This is a genomic window from Streptococcus bovimastitidis, assembly GCF_001885095.1.
In the GTDB taxonomy this organism is placed as follows: Bacteria; Bacillota; Bacilli; order Lactobacillales; family Streptococcaceae; genus Streptococcus; species Streptococcus bovimastitidis.
Window position 1 is genome coordinate 74519 of the sequence record NZ_LZDD01000002.1, and the last position, 19415, is coordinate 93933.

General features: G+C 35.8%; 19 protein-coding genes and 1 tRNA gene. 5 read left to right on the forward strand and 15 right to left on the reverse strand.

The genetic code is table 11. From position 1 onward, the window contains the following. Positions 1-59 precede the first annotated feature (59 nt). The 6 genes from rbfA to rimP form a co-directional block, all read right to left on the reverse strand. On the reverse strand, positions 60-419 hold the full coding sequence (gene rbfA, locus A9Q68_RS06100; protein ID WP_071793802.1) for a 30S ribosome-binding factor RbfA: 360 nt from the start codon (positions 417-419) through the stop codon (positions 60-62). A gap of 82 nt (positions 420-501) precedes the next feature. Then, positions 502-3375 carry a translation initiation factor IF-2 gene (infB, locus tag A9Q68_RS06105; protein WP_071793803.1) on the reverse strand — a complete coding sequence of 958 codons (2874 nt, stop codon included), beginning with the start codon at positions 3373-3375 and terminating at the stop codon, positions 502-504. Between the two features lie 19 nt (positions 3376-3394). Beyond that, positions 3395-3697, reverse strand: coding sequence for a YlxQ-related RNA-binding protein (locus A9Q68_RS06110; RefSeq protein ID WP_071793804.1), 303 nt, complete (start codon positions 3695-3697; stop codon positions 3395-3397). Continuing rightward, positions 3690-3986, reverse strand: a complete 297-nt coding sequence (gene rnpM / locus A9Q68_RS06115) for an RNase P modulator RnpM (RefSeq protein WP_071793805.1) — start codon at positions 3984-3986, stop codon at positions 3690-3692. The genes A9Q68_RS06110 and rnpM overlap by 8 nt, the downstream gene beginning before the upstream one ends. Positions 3987-4001: 15 nt before the next feature. Beyond that, the gene (gene nusA / locus A9Q68_RS06120; protein ID WP_071793806.1) at positions 4002-5147 is read right to left on the reverse strand and encodes a transcription termination factor NusA; all 1146 of its coding nucleotides are present in this window, start codon (positions 5145-5147) and stop codon (positions 4002-4004) included. A gap of 60 nt (positions 5148-5207) precedes the next feature. After that, positions 5208-5690, reverse strand: a complete 483-nt coding sequence (rimP, locus tag A9Q68_RS06125; protein WP_071793807.1) for a ribosome maturation factor RimP — start codon at positions 5688-5690, stop codon at positions 5208-5210. Positions 5691-6224: 534 nt separating this feature from the next. On the opposite strand from rimP, the gene A9Q68_RS06130 reads away from it, so the two are divergent. Continuing rightward, the gene (locus A9Q68_RS06130) at positions 6225-8399 is read left to right on the forward strand and encodes an LTA synthase family protein (RefSeq protein WP_165605226.1); all 2175 of its coding nucleotides are present in this window, start codon (positions 6225-6227) and stop codon (positions 8397-8399) included. 53 nt (positions 8400-8452) lie between these two features. On the opposite strand, the gene A9Q68_RS06135 is transcribed toward A9Q68_RS06130, so the two are convergent. From A9Q68_RS06135 to A9Q68_RS06155, 5 genes are all read right to left on the reverse strand, one after another. After that, positions 8453-8539: transfer RNA gene (locus tag A9Q68_RS06135), tRNA-Ser, on the reverse strand. 34 nt (positions 8540-8573) lie between these two features. Then, the gene (trmB, locus tag A9Q68_RS06140) at positions 8574-9209 is read right to left on the reverse strand and encodes a tRNA (guanosine(46)-N7)-methyltransferase TrmB (protein ID WP_071793809.1); all 636 of its coding nucleotides are present in this window, start codon (positions 9207-9209) and stop codon (positions 8574-8576) included. Beyond that, positions 9210-10001, reverse strand: coding sequence for a cell cycle regulator CcrZ (gene ccrZ, locus A9Q68_RS06145; RefSeq protein ID WP_071793810.1), 792 nt, complete (start codon positions 9999-10001; stop codon positions 9210-9212). Positions 10002-10061: 60 nt separating this feature from the next. Beyond that, positions 10062-11096, reverse strand: coding sequence for an ABC transporter permease (locus A9Q68_RS06150; protein WP_071793811.1), 1035 nt, complete (start codon positions 11094-11096; stop codon positions 10062-10064). A gap of 1 nt (position 11097) precedes the next feature. Continuing rightward, entirely contained in the window at positions 11098-11823 is a 726-nt protein-coding gene (locus tag A9Q68_RS06155; protein ID WP_071793812.1) for an ABC transporter ATP-binding protein, read from the reverse strand. Positions 11824-12318: 495 nt separating this feature from the next. On the opposite strand from A9Q68_RS06155, the gene A9Q68_RS06160 reads away from it, so the two are divergent. Both A9Q68_RS06160 and A9Q68_RS06165 read left to right on the forward strand, forming a co-directional pair. Continuing rightward, positions 12319-12738, forward strand: a complete 420-nt coding sequence (locus tag A9Q68_RS06160) for an HIT family protein (RefSeq protein WP_071794236.1) — start codon at positions 12319-12321, stop codon at positions 12736-12738. Further along, positions 12735-13022 carry a chemotaxis protein gene (locus A9Q68_RS06165; RefSeq protein WP_071793813.1) on the forward strand — a complete coding sequence of 96 codons (288 nt, stop codon included), beginning with the start codon at positions 12735-12737 and terminating at the stop codon, positions 13020-13022. The genes A9Q68_RS06160 and A9Q68_RS06165 overlap by 4 nt, the downstream gene beginning before the upstream one ends. Positions 13023-13060: 38 nt before the next feature. On the opposite strand, the gene lytR is transcribed toward A9Q68_RS06165, so the two are convergent. From lytR to A9Q68_RS06185, 4 genes are all read right to left on the reverse strand, one after another. Then, on the reverse strand, positions 13061-14377 hold the full coding sequence (gene lytR / locus A9Q68_RS06170) for a glycopolymer--peptidoglycan transferase LytR (RefSeq protein WP_071793814.1): 1317 nt from the start codon (positions 14375-14377) through the stop codon (positions 13061-13063). 8 nt (positions 14378-14385) lie between these two features. Next, entirely contained in the window at positions 14386-14910 is a 525-nt protein-coding gene (locus A9Q68_RS06175; RefSeq protein WP_071793815.1) for a GNAT family N-acetyltransferase, read from the reverse strand. Continuing rightward, a complete protein-coding gene (gene tsaE / locus A9Q68_RS06180) occupies positions 14903-15346 on the reverse strand; it encodes a tRNA (adenosine(37)-N6)-threonylcarbamoyltransferase complex ATPase subunit type 1 TsaE (RefSeq protein WP_071793816.1) in 444 nt (147 codons plus the stop codon). The genes A9Q68_RS06175 and tsaE overlap by 8 nt, the downstream gene beginning before the upstream one ends. A 94-nt stretch (positions 15347-15440) precedes the next feature. Continuing rightward, positions 15441-16901, reverse strand: a complete 1461-nt coding sequence (locus A9Q68_RS06185) for an NCS2 family permease (protein WP_071793817.1) — start codon at positions 16899-16901, stop codon at positions 15441-15443. Positions 16902-17155: 254 nt separating this feature from the next. Here A9Q68_RS06185 and A9Q68_RS06190 point away from each other — a divergent pair, with 254 nt between their 5' ends. Then, positions 17156-17968 (forward strand): Cof-type HAD-IIB family hydrolase, encoded by an 813-nt coding sequence (locus A9Q68_RS06190; protein ID WP_071793818.1) that lies wholly within the window; start codon positions 17156-17158, stop codon positions 17966-17968. 376 nt (positions 17969-18344) lie between these two features. After that, the gene (locus A9Q68_RS06200) at positions 18345-19334 is read left to right on the forward strand and encodes a PTS sugar transporter subunit IIB (protein WP_071793820.1); all 990 of its coding nucleotides are present in this window, start codon (positions 18345-18347) and stop codon (positions 19332-19334) included. The last annotated feature ends 81 nt before the right edge of the window (positions 19335-19415 follow it).

The following is a 19415-nucleotide window of genomic DNA, read 5'->3' on the forward strand; positions in this document are numbered from 1 at the left end:
CTTGTTTGAGATTATTCCAAAAAAAAAAAGAGAGTTTCCGTTAGAAACTCTCTAATTATTTATTTATCACTTGATTTTGCTTCTAAGTCTTTTAGAAGTTGGTCAATTTTATTACCGTAGGCGATAGAATTATCTTTTTCAAAAATTAAGTCTGGAATTTTATACATGGTCAGGTTGCGTCCTAATTCACGTTTAATCGTTCCAGTAGCTTTTTCCAAACCAATTTGTGCTTTTTGATTATCAGATGCCAAGTCACTCATAAGTGTATAGTAGACTTTAGCTGCTGATAAATCGCCTAGCATTTGCACTTCAGTGATTGTAACACCTTGTACACGTGGATCACGGACTTTCTTTTGTAAAATCTCATTGACTTCACGTTTGATTTCCATGCCAACTCGGTCTATACGATGATTTGCCATTTCCATTTCCTTTCTCAATAATGATGACAAAAGCCAGGCTGAAAGCCCAGCTTCTATCAATGATAATTAATCTTATTATGAATTATTTTCTTACGATTTCTTCCATGATGTAGGCTTCAAGCGTATCATCAACCTGAAGGTCGTTATAATTTTCAATCATTAAACCACCTTCTTGAGCATTACCAACTTCTTTAACATCATCTTTATAATGTTTAAGACTTGCTAGTTTACCATCGAAGACAACTACACTATCACGGATAACACGGACACTGGAATCACGGGTAATTTTACCATTGATAACCATAAATCCACCGATAGTTCCAACTTTTGAAACTTTAAAGGTTTCACGGACAATAGCTTCACCAAGAATTTTTTCTTTGAAGACAGGGTCCAATTTACCTTTCATCGCTTCTTCAACTTCTTCGATAACTTTGTAAATAATACTATGAAGACGAATTTCAACATCATCAGCGTCAGCTTGTTGACGAGCTTGCGGTGTCGGACGAACGTTAAATCCAATGATAACCGCATTTGATGCTTCTGCAAGTGTTACGTCAGACTCATTAATAGCACCTACCGCTGAGTGAACAACATTTACTCGTACGCCTTCAACTTCAATTTTAAGAAGTGAAGCTGCAAGGGCTTCTACTGAACCTTGAACATCGGCCTTAATAATAACATTAACGGTTTTGATTTCACCAGCTTTGAGGGTATCAAAGAGGTTATCAAGGCTAACCCGTTGCGTATTTTGACGTTGTTTAAGAAGAGCACGTTTAGCACGTTCTTCACCAGCAGCACGAGCTGCTTTCTCGTCTTCATATACGGCAAAGTGATCACCAGCCATTGGTGTTTCATTCAAACCAGTAATAGAAACTGGTGTTGATGGCAAGGCATATTTGACACGACGTCCAAGGTCATTTGTCATGGCACGGACACGTCCAAAGGTGTTACCAATAACGATTGGGTCTTGAACATGAAGGGTTCCTTGTTGAACAAGAAGAGTCGCAACCGCACCTTTTCCTTTATCCAAACGTGCTTCAATAACCGTACCAATAGCTCTTACTGTTGGGTCAGCTTTTAACTCTTCAACTTCTGCTACTAAAAGCACAGTTTCAAGTAATTCATCAATATTTTTATTGAATTTAGCTGAGATTTCTACAAACTCACAGTCACCACCCCAAGCAGTTGAGATAATACCATGTTCTGCTAACTCAGAGATAACACGTTCAGGATTGGCACCTGGTTTATCAATTTTATTGATTGCAACAATAATTGGAACTTGTGCAGCTTTTGAGTGGTTAATAGCTTCAATGGTTTGAGGCATTACACCATCATCAGCAGCAACAATCAGAATCGTAATATCGGTAACAGATGCTCCACGCGCACGCATACTTGTAAAGGCAGCATGTCCTGGGGTATCCAAGAAGGTAATTTTCTTACCTGCTTCTTCAATCTGATAGGCACCAATATGCTGAGTGATTCCTCCAGCTTCACCTGTAGCAACACGTGAATTACGTAAGGTATCCAATAAAGTTGTTTTACCATGGTCAACGTGTCCCATGATGGTAACAACTGGTGCACGTTCCACAATATTCTCAGGGTTAAGATAAGTTTCGTCATCAAAGAAGCGTTCAATATCAGCATCATCGACTTCAACTTTCGCTTTAGCCTCAATTCCATAGTCAACCATCAATAATTCAATGGTATCTCCATCAAGAGATTGGTTTTGAGTTGCCATGACACCCATCATAAAGAGTTTTTTAACGATTTCCGCAGGTTCACGTTTGATACGTTTTGCGATATCGGCAACCGTCATCCCTTCACTATATTCAAATTCTTTAGGTAATTCATGGAATTTACGCTCTGTTACTGGTTTTGGAGCGACATTATTATTCCGATTATTTTTACCTTTTTTAGGTTTTTTGTTCCAGTTACTATTTCTTTGATTTCTCACTTGGTTTTGATTATTCCAACTCTTCTTATTTTTAGGTCCATTATCACGATTTTGTTCTTCATCTTGTGATTTTTCAGGACGAGCTTTCTTACGACGTTTATCAACAGGTTTTGTTGATGCCGCTTCAACAACTGGCTTAGTAACAACTGACTCTCTTGCCTTTGTTGGTTCCAAAGCTGCTGCTTTAGCAAGATTTGCTGCTTCTTTTTCAGCTTGAATTCTTGCTTGTTCTTGAGCAATCTGAGCTTGTCGTTTAGCTTCTTCTTGTTCGCGGAACTGATGTTCTCTAGTTCGCGTATACTCTGCATTTTGTTCTGCTTTTAAAGCAGCCGCTCTGGCTTTAAAGTCAATCTTAGGAGCTGGAGCTTGATATTGTCCACGTTCCTGAGACTGTCTATTATCACGATAGCGATCATTCGGACGGTTATTTACTTGATTACGGTTATTATCCCGATTACCAAATTGACGATTATCCTGACGATTTCCATTTTGATTAGGTTTATTATCAAATCGACGTTCACCATTTTGATTTTGGTTCCGATTTCCAAAACGACCATTTTGCGATCCACTTTGACGATTGTTTGATCGATTATCATTTTGACGATTTTGGTTGCCAGCTTGTTGGCGAGCTGCTTGCTCCTTAGCCCGCGCTTCTCGTTCGGCTTTAAAGTTACGACTTTTTGGTCTTACCGTTTGAGGTTTTTCTGCAAATGAAATCTGAGATTTTTCAGTAGTTGATGCTAAATCTTTCTCAGCCGTTTTCGCTTGCACTTCTTTTTTTACAGCAGAACTTGGTGATTCTTTAGGTTCTGCTTTTACTTCTGGAGTAATAGTTTTTTCTGATTTCGCTGAAAAACTTGATGCAATTTTACTAGCGGCCAATTCATCAACACTTGAAGCGTGACTTTTGACATCTAAGCCTAGTTCTTTTGCTTTTTCAACAACTTCTTTACTTGTTTTTCCAAGTTCTTTGGCAATTTCATGTAATCTTTTCTTTGACAATTTGTGTCCTCCTACTCGTCTATTCCATAAGAGTCCTCATTTTCTTTGAAAATCCAGCATCTGCAATAGCAACAACTTTTCGAGCTTTGCCAAGTGCAGAACTTAATTCCAATGCACTAAGCACTGTGGAGACTTCTACATTATAATATTTACTTTTATCTGATACTTTTTTTGTAACATTTGGACCAGCGTCATTTGCTAGAAATACAAGGTGAACGGATTGATTTTGAATCGCTTTTACCACTAATTCCTCACCAGATATAACTTTTCCAGCACGCTGCGCTAGGCCAATAAGATTTGTTAATCTCTCTAAATTATTCAAGACCTAACTCTCTTCTTTTTACTTTGTGATCCACATAAGCAATCAACTCATCATAAAAACTCTCTGGCACTTCCATAGCAAAACTACGGTTAAAAACATGTTTCTTCTTAGCCATCAAAGCTTCCTGGTTATCGAGTTTTATATATGCCCCACGACCATTCTGCTTTCCTGTAGGATCTATGAAAAGTTGACCATCTTTCGTTTTTACGATGCGAAGCAAATCTCTTTTATCAAGACTTTCACCTGAAACAAGAGATTTACGTAAAGGTATTTTTTTTACTTTAGGCATAAAACACCTCGATTCTTATTCTTCCTCGCTTAAAGTTGCTGCCTCTTCTAAAACTTCACTTGTTTCATTAGCAGCTTCCGCAGCTTCATATTCACTGGCTGATTTGATATCAATTCTATAACCTGTTAAATGAGCAGCAAGTCTAACGTTTTGACCACGACGACCAATAGCTAATGATAATTTGCTATCTGGAACAACAACAGTTGCTCGCTTAATATCTTCGTCGTCAAAGAGTACCATATCAACTTCAGCTGGTGCAATCGCATTATAGATAAACTCTGCAGGATCATCTACCCATTGGATAACATCGATATTTTCTTCAACCGGTACTTCGATGCCAGCCTTCGCGTCATAACGTTTTGGATGGAATTTACTGATAACTTTTTTAATGTTACTTCCACCACGACCAACGATTGTTCCGATTGCATCAACATTCGGATTATGACTACGAACAGCTACTTTTGTACGATCTCCTGCCTCACGAGAAACACTCATGATTTCAACAGTTCCATCAAAGACTTCAGGAATTTCTTGTTCCATAATACGTTTGATGAATTCCGGATGGCTACGACTTACAAAAACATTGACACCTTTTGGATTGTTTTCAACTTTGTAAACATAAACTTCAATGCGGTCATGTGACTTGAAAGTTTCACCAGGAATTTGATCCTGATGTGATAATTGTGCTTCTAGTGACCCTAAGTTGACATAGATAAAACGTTGGTCAAAGCGTTCCACAGTACCAGTCATGATTTCGCCTTCATGCTCTTTATATTCATTGAAGGTAACTTCACGCATTTGACGACGCATTTTTTCCATAATCGTTTGTTTTGCCGATTGAGCAGCTACACGACCAAATTCAGCAACTGATTCTTCAAAGCGAATTTTATCACCTAGTTCATATGCCGAACTAATTGCTAAGGCATCGCTTAAGCTGATTTCTAAACGACTATCAAAAACTTCTTCAACAACTTCACGAACTGAGAAGACTTGGAAATCTCCAGTTTTTTCGTTAAATTCAATGACACATGATTCTGATTGACCGTAACGGCGTTTATAGGCTGATTTTAAAGACTCCGTAACAGCTTCGACAATGTCATCTTTATTAATGTGTTTCTCTTCTTCCAAAATACGGAAGGCTTCTAGCATTTCTTTGCTCATAATGTGTGATGCTCAGCAATTTCTTGCAAAAGCAAAATTCCTTTCTTACTTAAAAATCGGTTAAAGTTTAACTGCCAAACGGGCTTTGGCTACAGTTTGATACGGGATTTCAACAAGTTTATGACGTGTTTTATCCAAATAATCAATAGTTAGTGTTTCACCATCAAAGGAAACTAAATCACCTTGGAAGACTTTAACTTTATCAATAGCTTTATAGAGACTGACATTAACATGAGAACCAACTGCTTTTTCAAGTGCTTCTTTCGTTTTTAATGATCTCTCTAAGCCAGGACTAGAAACTTCCAGCATGTATTGCTCAGGAAAAGGGTCCGGTGAAATCTGATCTAAGAGCGGACTAATAATTTCGGTTAATTCAGTTGTATCTTCAACGGAAATACCACCTTCTTTATCAACGAGTATGCTTAAAACATAATCACTGCCCATTTTTTCGTATTCAACATCAACCAATTCGTAGGGTGCCTGAATAACTGGTGATACCGTTTGAGTAACTGTATCAATAATTGTTTGATTTGCGATAACAATGCCCTCCTTTACTTACTTCTGCTAAGGAAATTCCAAGTTTGGAAAAATATCAATACAAAAGTGGCGAGATATCTCCCACCACCGCTTCTGTATATGTTACTTCTATTATAGCACTTTCTAAGAACTAATCAAGCTAAAAGTATGAAGATTAGATTTTTGCCAAAATAAATTATTTATTAAATTTGCTAATTTTATTATAATAGGTAAGATGACAAAAACGAAAGGGTATCCACTTTGAATTATTTATTGGAAAATATTAATAAATCTATAGAAAAAATCAGGCAATTTAGCCAAATTAAAGATTTCTATCTAACCGTAATTTTGCTATTAACCTTCTGTCTTCTTGCTAACATATTAAGTTACAACGCCTTCGCTAACCTCCACATTGGCCAGCTTGATTTCATATCAATCGAATGGCGTTTAATTCTTTGCTTACTCATTAGCCTTCTCATAAATCAGTTTCTAAACCTCACTTATTTTTTGAAAATGGTCATAACATACTTGCTCTATTGTGGTACACACTATTTTCTTAAAATGACATTAAGGTTAAACGACCCAACCTTTATGTGGCAAGAATTTACTGACTTCTGGCAATACAACTCGCTAAAATGGATAGGATTGATTCTTTGCTTTGCCTTTGGTCTGAAATTTCTAACAAACAGAATTAGTTTTTTTAAGAAAGTAAGTTTAAGTAATACTTCTTTACTCCAAAATGTTTCCTTAGGACAAACCTTTACTCTCTTAACATTGACCTCTCCTCTCTTTCTAGAGCGCTTATCAGAAAACACTTTATTACCCGTTTCAGAATTAAGAGTTCCTAATTTAAATCATAATGTTTGGCAATACACATTAACATTTTATTTCTTAAGCACTATAGTAACTTTACTAATTGCCCATATGATAGAGGACTTCAGGCAAAACCAATCCGGTATATCCTCGCTCCTATCAACAAGCATCATCTTTGCAATTATTTCAAATTACTTTATTCAAGTTGGTATTACTGATAAGGGTAGTCACTATCATTATTTCATCGCCCCAGGGGCTACTATTTTACAGATTATTCTTTTAACTTTACTTTTTATTATTCCTTATCTCATCGTTAATCGTTATATACCTGCAACACTTTTAAATCTCATATTAGCAGCTAGTTTTTCACTTATAAATGCATTGAAATTTGAAGCTCGCCAAGAACCTTTTATTGTATCGGATTTAATTTGGATAAAGGATATCCAGTTTTTTAAAGATTATATTTCTTTTAAAGCCCTTATTTCTATCGTAATTTTGTTAGCTTTAATTAGTTTAATTTTAAAATTCACCTATAAAAAATTACTTTGGAGCCCACTTTTTAAAACAATTACATCTCAAGTTTCTTTTATTATCATTTTCTTCAGTTTATTTTTTAGTGGTGCTAACTTTATCAAAAAACATGCTAATAGCCCATTTCCAGCAGGTATTCCAGTTTTATCATCGGTTTATAATTTTTATGATGTGAATTGGTTAGGCATTAATGCCAACGCACGCTTCCAATCCTTGTCATATGTTTGGCTCAAATCGCTTACAGTAGATAAGATGAAAATGCCTAAAGGTTATAGTCATCAAAAAATTGAAGAAATCTACCTTAAATATTATGATCTTTCACAAACGATTAATAAAAATAGAAAATCAAACATAGACGATCAAACCATTATCTATGTCTTAAGCGAAAGCCTTGCAAACCCACTTCATTTAGATGGCATTGAATCTTCAACAAATCCATTAGAAAATATCGACCAGCTAAAAAAAGACACAACAAGTGGCATGATGATTTCTGACGGTTATGGCGGAGGTACTGCTAATATGGAATTTCAAAGCATAACTGGATTGAACATGACCAGTTTTTCTTCAAATGTAACTGTACTAAACTCAGAAATATTTCCAAATATGGATTATGTACCGTCTATCAGCCATTTTTACAAACCCCAAAATCGAATTGTCATTCACTTAGACAATGCTCATAACTACAATCGAACTGCAGTTTACGGTAAATTGAATTTTAATAAATTCATTGCAAAAGATGGCTCAGCTGATAACCCAAAGTCCATCAAACCATATGGTCAATATCCTAGTGACCAATCTACCTATCAAAATATCATCAATCAATTAGATGACAAAGAAAATAAATTTATTTATGCAATAACAATGCAAAATCATGGTCCTTATAATGCTAACGGTGCCAGTGCCAGCTACGCAATTAAAGGTGAAAATTTCTCAGAAGTAGAAAATCGACGTCTCCAAGATTACACCAATAGACTTGCTGAGACAGATCGTGCTACCTCTGACTTTTTCGAAAAATTAAGTCAGATGAAAAAACCAATTACAGTCGTCTTTTATGGCGATCATTTACCAGGCTTATACCCAAATAGTTTTTTTAAAACAAGTGACAATCGAAAAAAAGCAACTGATTATTTCATTTGGTCAAATCAGGAGAATTTTGAAAAACAAAACTTCCCTACTGTACGGTCAAATGATTTCCCTGCACTTCTTTTCGAAAATACAAAGAGCAAACTATCACCCTATTATGCACTGCTTTCAAAAAACTTACCATCTGAAGATTTTATCATTGATAAAAAGGCTGCCGAAGACTTAAAATATATTCAATATGACATTACTGTTGGAAAGAATCACATCAAAAAACATTCTGATTTTTTCTCTATTCCAACCAAAGATTAAGTATATTTGAAAAGGCATGAAATCTTCTGATTTCATGCCTTTTCTCATTATGAAGGAGAGGAGGGGATTCGAACCCCCGAGCCCCGTTAAGGACTACACGCTTTCCAAGCGTGCGCACTCGGCCACTATGCGACCTCTCCATAAAAGGAAGTTGCTAGCAACTTCACTAATCATCTAAAATTGTGCTTCTACCCGGTAGATAACTTGACCTTTATTAGCAAATTTTGCTTCATATTCAGTCATGACGTTACCTTCATAATCACTGGCATGTAAATCTAGCCAAACTTGTTTCAGGGTCATTCCGTATTGAGAGAAACTTGCTAAACTATATTCAAACAAGCCACGATTATCCGTTTTGAAATGAATTTGACCATGCTCTGGTAAAATCTCTTCATATGTTTTTAGAAAGTCTTTATAAGTTAAACGGCGTTTTTCATGTCTTGATTTGGGCCAAGGGTCGGAAAAATTAAGATAAAGGAGATCAATTTCACCTTCTTCAAAATAATTAGTTAAGCTTGAACCATCAACACGAAGCAAACGGACATTTGGTAGTTGACTCTCTAAAACTTTGTCTAATGCATAGCTGAGAACAGATAATTGAATATCAATCCCAATATAATTGATATGTGGATTTTGACGGGCCATACCGGTAATAAAGCCGCCTTTTCCAGAACCAACTTCGATATGAATGGGATTCTGATTTCCAAAAACTTGCTGCCATTTTCCTTTAGCAGTTTCGGGCTCTAATATAACATATTGTGGGTTGTTTTCCAAGTGCTCCTCAGCACCTTTTCGTTTACGAACTCGCATTTATAACTTTCTAAAACTATCTTTAAATTTACGTAGAGCGTAAATTTCCTGATTCACATGTTCCATATCACGCTTATCAAAACATCTAAGGATTTGTGTCAAATAAGAAAGTTGACCATACCAAAAAATCTTGCTCATGACCTTATCATTATTTTTATAGCCATAATATGATAACCATTCTGGCCAACGTGACCGCGGAATATAGTGGCTTAACAAATAAGCAACATCATACATACGATCCGTTAATCTAACAGAATCCCAGTCACAAAGGTAAATCATTCCACTTGTAGTGATGACCCAGTTACTGTGTTTGATATCACCATGAACAATTGTTGCAACTTCTGTCCGAAACTCTGGTAAGCTTCTTTTCAACTCCTTAACAACACTTTGCAGGTAAGAGTTTTGTTGAATTTGTAATGGTGCATTTTTTTCAAAGTCAGCAACTAAATCATATGGGTTTTCAATTTTGTAGTTTAATTGCAAGAGTTGGTTGACCAATTGTTTTGACTTATGTAAGCGTAATAAAATATGAATAATTTGTTTACTATTCATATCTTGCTTACTTAAAATACGACCATCTAACCACTCTTGTGCACTCATCATATCGCCATTACCTAAGCGTTTCGCCCAGAGTAATTGTGGAGCAATTTGCTCTTTTGATAAGGCTGGTAAGATTGGGGTAGTATTTAATTTAATAAAAACGTTATCACCATTTGGGTATGTGCCTTTGTAGGCCTTTCCACTATTTCCACGTAAGGGCGTTAATCTTAAATCATCATCAGTTACTGTCATTCTATCGCCCTCCTTTTCTATTTCAAATCACTTATTCCTATTTTACTTGTTTTGTCTGACTTAGTCAATCATGTTCTTAATCTTGTAAGGGATATAGACTAGGGTTAGAAAGAGGATTGTTACCACTATCCCAACCAAGACGATTATGCTGCGGCAAAAGAGTAATTGTAAAACTAGTGAAACTCCTGCTAGTAATCTCAAAAAATAGAATAGATTTGTTTTCTTCAATTTATTATTTACTGGGTATAATTGGCCTAAATAGAAATAATCATAATAATGGTAAAGCGCTAATAGCTGAAAATACAGGAGATACGTCCAAACAAAGTTAAGGCCTATTGCTAAATAATGATTTTTGATAAAAATCAAACTCAGGCAGCTCAACAAACTTAAGCGGATAAATAATCCCAGGTAATCTGAACCTCTCAAAAAGGACCTTAAATAGAGATTTGTCCATAAATACTGAGATTTTTTGGGAAATGCCTTAGTTATGGGGTTTAGATATTTGCGCTCTTTAAATGTTCCTGAAATGCCTTTAACATTTGTAAAAAGAGCATAGAATTTCAGGATTCCTTGTTGTCGTGCTAATTCATAGGCGATAGCTTGGTCCCACTTCAACCGACCATCCTCTAGTAAAGCGCTAGCCTTTCTTTGCTGGATAAACCATTTAAGGCAAATAAACAGGACTAATAAGGCTAAAAAGGCCACTATTGCCAAACCTAGTTTGGCCATCAAAGGATAGAGTAAGGTTAACAGTCCAAGACTAATACTAGTCCAGAGGAAATAGGACCTTTTTGCAGCTTCTTTTAGATGACTAATAATGCAAGCTTCTTGTCTTAATAAATAATGACGATCAGCTGGCTCAAGATAGCTTGCTGGTTTGCCAATAGCTAACAAAATCAGGTAGACTGCTACTAAAAATAGAATAATAGGATAATGATTTTTTGGGAAATGCTTGAGAATTTGGCTATATTGGAAGAGGATAAAGCCTAATAAGAAGATTAAGACCAGGATAAAATGATCATTTAAAACATAGGGTAAATATTTACGATGTAAGGCTAAAAATGCGCTTTGACGTTGCTTGAATAACTCTTTCATATTATACCTCTTTAGTTAGAGCTAAATAGATATCATTCAAGCTAGCTTCTTTATTCCCAAAACTTTGTCGCAACTCTGCCAATGTTCCTTGTGCTCGGATTTGTCCCTGATGGAGTATAACAAAAGCATCACACATTTTTTCTGCTGAGTCCAAGACATGAGTACTCATTAATATAGACTTGCCTTTTGCTTTTTCTACTTCGAGATAGGCAATTAAATCTGAAATTGCTAACGGATCCAAACCTAAAAAGGGTTCGTCTAAGATAAAAAGACTTGGGTCGATGATAAAGGCACAGATGATCATAACCTTCTGTTTCATCCCTTTAGAGAATTGGCTTGGGAACCAATCTAATCTGTCTGACAAACGATAGGTTTCTAGTAAAGGTTTAGCTTTTTTGAATGCTTCTTGGACGTCGATATCATAGGCCATAGCAACAGTTTCAATATGTTCAGCTAGTGTTAATTCTTCATACAAGCTAGGTGTTTCAGGAATAAATCCAATCTTTTTACGATAGGCTGCTATATCTTCATCGAGTGATAAGCCATCGATGGTAATTTTACCTTTATATGGCCGTAATAGCCCGATGATTTCGTTAATGGTTGTTGATTTACCAGCTCCATTAAGACCAATCAAACCTACAAGCTGACCATCTTGAACGGAAAAAGAAATATCTTTCAATACAGGAATGTTAAGATAACCTCCTGTTAAATTTTCAATTTTTAACATTTTTACTCTTTCTAGAATTGCTTTTGATGCTTACTATTATAACAAATTCTCTGTCAGATAGTATATCGGAAGAAAGTCCAAGAATTTTAAGAATGGAAGATGGGTGAAGTTTTTGGGTAATTGATTCGGACTTCTAGTCTAAAAATAATAGTTCAGAAAATTAAACTGAGCTCAACCTGCAAACCCTCGGAGAACTCAGCCTTTATTTTTTACCAAGTTACTTGTTCTTGTTACGCAACTAACTTTTGTAACTGAAGCTTTTAGATGAGACATCTTATTTAATTGAAGTGCTTGCAAAAAAAAGGTAAAATAATCTCAAAGGAGATTTGCCATGACAAAACTAGTGAAAATAACAATTCTGATCTCCCTTGCTTATGGTAGTGGACTAATTGGGCGGCACTGTAAGAAAGTGTCCTAATGAAGTCATTAGTCTTGCCCCTTGCAAAGTTAGATTTTTGCTCTGCTATTATTCTCAAAAAGAAAAGGAAAATTGAAATGGATGATTGTATTTTTTGTAAAATTGTAAATGGAGAAATTCCAGCTTCAAAAATATATGAAGACGACGATGTTTTGGCTTTTTTAGATATTTCACAAACAACTCCTGGTCATAGTTTGCTGATTCCTAAGAAACATGTTCGTAATGTCTTGGAGATGGATGCCGATACTGCTAGTCAAACTTTCTATCATCTCCCTAAGTTGGCTAGAGCTTTACAGAGTGCTACTAATGCTATTGGCATGAACATCGTCAACAATAACGAGGAGATTGCTGGTCAGACCGTTTTCCACGCGCATATCCACCTGGTTCCTCGATATAGTGAAACTGACGGAATAGTCATTCAATATACAACACATGAACCTGACTTTGATAGATTGGCACAATTGGCGAATAAAATAAAAATGGAGGTTGGAGAATGAAAGTTAAAGTATTTATCTTGGCGGGGTTAACCTCTTTTGCAGCCTACACCGCATATCAGAAACGTGATCAGATTAAATCTGGCCTAGCAGAAGCTAACAGTGAAAAAGATTTGATTCAGATGGATTTAGATAATATCAAAGTCAATCTCAATCGGATTCAAACTGAGATTCAAAAAATTCAAAGTATTGGGGACGACTTGACTTACAAAGTTCGAGTTTTCAATCAAGACACTCAACCTAAAATTAATCAAATCAAAGAACGCATGGAAAAGTATCAAAAATAAGACTCAAAAAGCAGCGCTAAAAATAGCACTGCTTTTCTTTATGGAGTGGTAACTGTTCCAGTTCCAGCACTTGGTGCTGGTGTTACCGGTACTGTTGGAGTCGTCGGTGTTACTGGGACGTTTGTCGAATCACCATTTCCTGAGTAAGTACCAGAATTAGAACCAACAGCAGGGCTTGAAGCAGCAGGTGCACTACTTTCTGGTGGAATAATGGTAATGTTATTATCATAATTAGAATAATAGGTTCCATTAGAATCGCCTGAATATTGGCTATCTGAACCACTATCATTATTAGTTTCTCCAGATTTGGAAGCTTTGCTTTTACTTGTTTTAGCACTTACGCCATACAATTCCTCATAAGTAACAGCTGACGTTTTCAATTCAGTCACTTTACTTAGTCCTAATTGACGGCGAATGCGGTTTTGCACTTCTAATAAATGTTCTTCGGTTACAATTTGATATGAACCACCATCGGCCAAGGTGGCATCTACACCTTTTAATTGATAGGATTTTATATTTTTAAGAGAATCGGCATAGCCAAGTAAGTTAGGAATGGTATCGCTAGAAATCTCAATGTTGGTTTGCATGTTGTTGCTGACTGCGTGTAAGATTTTTCGGTAAGAACTAACACTATTGAGAGCTAGAATTTTCTTAATGACTTTCTGGATTACGATCCGTTGACGTTTTTGACGACCATAGTCGCCTTCTGGGTCATCATAGCGCATCCGGGCATATACTAATGCTTGCTCACCATTTACCTTATGTGTTCCTGGTTGAACTTTAGCCTGGTATTCTGGTTCGTTTTCTGAAATTGAAATGGGGAAATCAAATTCATTGGTTACAGTAATCCCACCAATTGCATCAACTAAATCAATTAGGCCTTGCATATTAATACGAACATAATTATCAATCTTAATATTGAGCAAATCTTGAACTGTCATAATGGCCATTCGAGCGCCACCGGCAGCATAGGCAGCATTGAGTTTAGCCTCAGCACCATCCATATTATTTGATTTGGGACCAGATAATTCCATCAAAATATCCCGTTCCAAACTGGTCATGGTTGTTTTCTTTGTTTTCGGATTAATGGTCACTAAAATCATTGAATCACTATTACCTGACCATTTTGACTTACGCTCTGATGAACCCGTATCAACACCCATTAAGAGAATAGAAAAGGGCTTTGTTTGACTGATAGCAGTACTCTTTTTACCAGAGGTATTAAAATCTTTAAAGGTTTTTGCTAACTCACTAGTAGAAAAATTGTAGGCGCTTGTGGCATAGACCCCCAAGGCTACAATAGTTGTTAGGATGATTGTTAGAATCATCAAAAATATTTTTTTTCCGATTTTCATGTATTTTTCTAATTTTCTAGTATTCTACCCATTAGATAGACATCTCGAAATTCTCCATCTTTAGTTTTAACAGCTAATTTTCGTTTTCCTTCAATTTCAAACCCAAATTTTTCATAAATGTGAATCGCTTTTTGATTTTCAACTTGAACTTCCAATTCAATTTTCTTTAAAAAATCTATTTCTATTGCCCAATCAATTGCAATAGCTAACAAATCTTGTCCCAAACCATAGCCTTGAAAAGGGGCTTTTATTGCTATAAAAAGCTCACCGATATGGTCGCTATCTGCTTGATGGCTATTAGAAATATTCAAGAGACCTACAGGATGATTATCTACTTTTAAAAGCAGACACAACTCCTTTGGACTCTCTGTGAGCTTTTCTAACTGTTCAGCTAAACGATTAATTGGAACAGAAATAAGAGATTCTGTTTCAGTAATAAAATCAGTCTCATTTGATAATTGTTTAATGAGCTCTTGTATTGCCGGGGCATCACTTGCTTGAGCCTCTTCAATAATAACATTTGCTTCAGGCATATAAAATATCCTCTAGGAGTTCTTGTGATCGAGGGCCTTTGGCATTTAGTGTCACCTGTCGTCCTAATTCTTTTTTAGCAAGGCTAATGGTTAAATAATCTTCAAATGCATCTAAGTCTAATAGATTTCCCCATTCGATAACTGTGACACCATTCCCATAAATAAAATCATCCAAGTCAATGGAGTCGGGATCATCACCAATGCGATAAACATCTAAATGATATAGGGGGAGACGTCCTTGATACTCACGAACAATGGTGTAAGTTGGACTTTTAATCATTTGATCGATCTCAAGGCCTTTTGCAATCCCTTTTGTAATGGTAGTCTTGCCAGCACCAAGTTCTCCGGACAAGACAATGACATCCTCTTCCTTCAAAGCTTTTCCAATTTTGACACCAAAGTCAATCAGTTCATTTTCATTTTCACTATAAAACATAAGGTCATTATATCAGAAAAGATTTTGACTTCCAAGTCCTCAATTGAGTAGACATTAAAAAAGCAGTCACATATGTAACTGCTCTGTCTATTAATTATAAGATAGCTAAGATGACAAAGTTTAGGATAAAGAGGAATGTCGCACCCCATAAAATTGGATGAACTTCATTCGCTTTACCTTTTACAATTTTCACTAAGCAATAGAAAATGAAGGCTCCTGCGATACCATATGAAATTGAGTAACATAAAGCCATGAAGAAGGCTGCGAAGAAGGCTGGTAAAGCATCTTCGAAATTACTCCAATCAACATCCAAGAATGATGAAACCATCATTACCCCAACGATGATTAATGCAGGTGCTGTTGCTGCTGCTGGAACGATACCAACAAGTGGTAATAAGAAAATTGAAAGCAAGAAACATACTGCTGTAGAAAGAGCGGTTAAACCTGTACGGCCACCTTCAGCAATACCTGCAGCTGATTCAACATATGTTGTTGTATTTGACGTTCCGAATAAGGCACCGATTGATGTTCCGATAGCATCGGCAAAAAGTGCACGGTCCATCTTAGAAGAGAATCCAGTAGAGTTTTCAAGGGCTGCTTCGTCTTCTGCTGAGAAAATACCTGTACGACGACCTGTACCAATAAAGGTACCAATTGTATCAAATGTATCAGATAATGAGAAGGCAAATATTGTCATTAAGACTAATGGTAAACGTGTTGAATCTTTAAATAAAGATGCAATTCCACCAAAGGCCGCCAAGAAAGTTGTTCCTAATTCATCGAATGCTTGACCAATATGATTTGATCCAAAGTTTAAGTGTGATAAATCAACAACACCAAGTGGAATCCCAACTAATGTAGTTACAATGATACCAATTAAAATTGCTCCACGAACATTTTTTATGACTAAAACTGCCATAAGAAGGAGACCAAAAATAGCTAAGAGAACGCTAGGATCTGTGAATGTTGAAATCGCAGGTACAACTCCACCATTTGCGTTAACAGCAAAAACACCATTAGCAAAGGTTTTAGCTGTAGCTTTAGCTGGTTCAACGCCATTAACTGCTACAATATTTTGTGCTGATAATGAGAAGTTGATAATGTTTGCATTTTTAAAACCTAGATAAGCAACAAAGACACCAATCCCTCCACCAATTGCATGTTGGAGACTTAGCGGAATTGCTTTGATGATACTCTTACGGACTTTTGTAACTGTGATAAAGATATTAAATAGTCCACAAATAAATACCATCCCTAGTGCTTCTTGCCAAGAAAAACCTAGTCCAAATACGACTGTATAAGTGAAGAAAGCATTTAAGCCCATTCCAGGTGCTAATGCATAAGGTACATTTGCAAATAGCCCCATTATTGCTGTTGAGATAGCTGCAGCAATAATGGTTGCTAAAAAGACAGCTTTCGTTGGCATTCCAGCTGCACCAAGAATACTTGGATTAACAAATAGAATATACGACATTGCAAAGAAGGTTGTTAAACCAGCAACGATTTCGGTTGAGACACTAGTGTCATTTTCCTTTAAATTAAAAAACTTTTCCATTAGAATGGAGACTCCTTAAATAAGTAATAAGATAGATAAAAATCAAAAAAACCGTCACTAATCATGACTAGCTTTGATTTCATCCAATAATGTGTCGTTAAAAACGATAGTATTATCCTACCACTTGTCACAAAGCTTTTCAAACAATTTAGAAAATTAATAACGAATTGTTCGTCTTTTCTACTAAAACGAAAAATTTTTCAAGTCTTTACCATTTACTATGGTAAATAAATTATTTTTGATATACTTTTAACATGACTAAAAAAATAATTGCTCTTGATTTAGATGGAACCTTACTCCATAGTGATAACACTATCTCAGACTATACCAAAAACGTCCTCCAAAAAGTACAAGAAAAGGGACATCATGTTGTAATCTCAACAGGTCGCCCTTACCGTATGGCTATGGACTACTATCATCAATTACAGTTAAAGACGCCAATGATTACTTTCAATGGCTCCCTAACCCATATGCCTGAACAAAAGTGGGAATTCGAGCACAACGTAACGCTTGATAAAAATTATTTAATTGAAATTTTAAAATCTCAAAATGATTTTCAAATGGATTTTATTGCTAGTGAGTATCGTAAAAATTTCTACATCACCTTAAATAATCGCGAAAAAATTGATCCACAATTATTTGGTGTACCCTCAATTACTGATGACATGAAATTAATTGAAACAAAAATCACACGTAATCCGAATGCTTTGCTAACTCAAACCCATCATCAAGATAAAAATGAATTGGCTAAACAAATGCGTAGCTACTTCAATAATGAAATTGAAGTTGATTCTTGGGGAGGACCATTAAATATATTGGAAATTTCTCCAAAGAACGTTAATAAAGCCTATGCGTTAAAATATCTTCTTAATCTCTACAATAAAGATAAGAAAGATCTCATTGCCTTTGGAGATGAACAAAACGATACTGAAATGCTATCCTTTGCTGGCACTGGCTATGCAATGAAAAATGCTAACCCTATCTTATTACCCCATGCTGACCATCAAATCCAATGGACTAATGAAGAAGATGGTGTGGCTAAACAATTAGAAGCGCTTTTCTTATAAGGGCAAAACGAAACCACTTTGGCAATCAACAAGGTGGTTTTTTGAATAGATTTTTCCAATTATCTCAAAACTCTTTTTCATTTTTTCAATCATTTTTCATTATTTTTTCTACATACACTTTATTTTTTACCGTGAGATAATATCACAATTCCCTTAAATCTGATAATATAACATGACTTTGTGAAATTTTTCTTATATTTATAATAATTTCGGAAAAAGTATTGCTTTTTCATTGAAAACGTTTTAAAATAGATACGTTCTTGAATTTCGTTTAAAGGAAAAAGGATTGCCAAATGACTTATGTAAAAGAAATTTGGAAGGAGATTATTCTTTTTCATTTCAACGAAAAAATTTTTTAAAAGGAGGAAGAACAAGAATGGGTATCGGTATTATTATTGCCAGCCACGGTAAATTTGCTGAAGGTATTCATCAATCTGGTTCTATGATTTTTGGCGAACAAGAGAAAGTTCAAGTTGTAACTTTCATGCCAAACGAAGGACCTGACGATTTATATGGACACTTCAACAATGCTATCGCTCAATTTGATGCTGATGATGAAGTCCTTGTACTAGCTGACCTTTGGAGTGGATCTCCATTTAACCAAGCTAGTCGCGTAATGGGAGAAAATCCTGAACGTAAAATGGCTATCATCACAGGTCTTAACTTGCCTATGCTTATTCAAGCCTACACTGAGCGTATGATGGACGCTAATGCAGGTGTTGAACAAGTTGCCGCTAATATTATTAAAGAGTCAAAAGAAGGTGTTAAAGCACTTCCTGAAGAACTCAATCCAGTAGAAACTGTTGCTCCTCAAGCAGCTGCTCCAGTTAAACAAGGTTCAATTCCAGAAGGAACTGTCATTGGTGATGGTAAACTTAAAATTAACCTTGCTCGTATCGACACTCGTCTCTTACATGGTCAAGTTGCGACTGCATGGACTCCTGCTTCTAAAGCAAACCGTATCATCGTTGCTTCAGACTCAGTTGCTCATGATGATTTGCGTAAACAATTGATCAAACAAGCTGCTCCTGGTGGCGTTAAAGCTAACGTTGTTCCAATTCAAAAATTAACTGAAGTTGCTAAAGATCCTCGTTTTGGCGATACTCATGCTTTAATTTTATTTGAAACAGTTCAAGATGCTCTTCGTGCTGTCGAAGGTGGCGTTGAAATCAAAGAATTAAATGTTGGTTCAATGGCTCACTCAACTGGTAAAACAATGGTCAACAACGTATTATCTATGGATAAAGATGATGTTGCTGCCTTTGAGAAACTTCAAGAGTTAGGTGTTGAGTTTGACGTTCGTAAAGTTCCAAATGATTCTAAGAAGAATTTATTTGAACTGATCAAAAAAGCTCACATTCAATAAGAACTTTCCTTTAATTTAAGATTAAAAGAAAGCGTTTAATACTCAAATTGATCGAAATTTAATAATAGTTAGATTTCGTTA

Bases quoted from the DNA above. Each gene is read 5' to 3' on its own strand.
- rbfA (WP_071793802.1), bottom strand. From the start codon at position 419: ATGGCAAATCATCGTATAGACCGAGTTGGCATGGAAATCAAACGTGAA.
- rnpM (WP_071793805.1), bottom strand. From the start codon at position 3,986: ATGCCTAAAGTAAAAAAAATACCTTTACGTAAATCTCTTGTTTCAGGT.
- nusA (WP_071793806.1), bottom strand. From the start codon at position 5,147: ATGAGCAAAGAAATGCTAGAAGCCTTCCGTATTTTGGAAGAAGAGAAA.
- A9Q68_RS06130 (WP_165605226.1), top strand. From the start codon at position 6,225: ATGACATTAAGGTTAAACGACCCAACCTTTATGTGGCAAGAATTTACT.
- trmB (WP_071793809.1), bottom strand. From the start codon at position 9,209: ATGCGAGTTCGTAAACGAAAAGGTGCTGAGGAGCACTTGGAAAACAAC.
- ccrZ (WP_071793810.1), bottom strand. From the start codon at position 10,001: ATGACAGTAACTGATGATGATTTAAGATTAACGCCCTTACGTGGAAAT.
- A9Q68_RS06150 (WP_071793811.1), bottom strand. From the start codon at position 11,096: ATGAAAGAGTTATTCAAGCAACGTCAAAGCGCATTTTTAGCCTTACAT.
- A9Q68_RS06155 (WP_071793812.1), bottom strand. From the start codon at position 11,823: ATGTTAAAAATTGAAAATTTAACAGGAGGTTATCTTAACATTCCTGTA.
- A9Q68_RS06160 (WP_071794236.1), top strand. From the start codon at position 12,319: ATGGATGATTGTATTTTTTGTAAAATTGTAAATGGAGAAATTCCAGCT.
- A9Q68_RS06165 (WP_071793813.1), top strand. From the start codon at position 12,735: ATGAAAGTTAAAGTATTTATCTTGGCGGGGTTAACCTCTTTTGCAGCC.
- lytR (WP_071793814.1), bottom strand. From the start codon at position 14,377: ATGAAAATCGGAAAAAAAATATTTTTGATGATTCTAACAATCATCCTA.
- A9Q68_RS06175 (WP_071793815.1), bottom strand. From the start codon at position 14,910: ATGCCTGAAGCAAATGTTATTATTGAAGAGGCTCAAGCAAGTGATGCC.
- tsaE (WP_071793816.1), bottom strand. From the start codon at position 15,346: ATGTTTTATAGTGAAAATGAAAATGAACTGATTGACTTTGGTGTCAAA.
- A9Q68_RS06185 (WP_071793817.1), bottom strand. From the start codon at position 16,901: ATGGAAAAGTTTTTTAATTTAAAGGAAAATGACACTAGTGTCTCAACC.
- A9Q68_RS06190 (WP_071793818.1), top strand. From the start codon at position 17,156: ATGACTAAAAAAATAATTGCTCTTGATTTAGATGGAACCTTACTCCAT.
- A9Q68_RS06200 (WP_071793820.1), top strand. From the start codon at position 18,345: ATGGGTATCGGTATTATTATTGCCAGCCACGGTAAATTTGCTGAAGGT.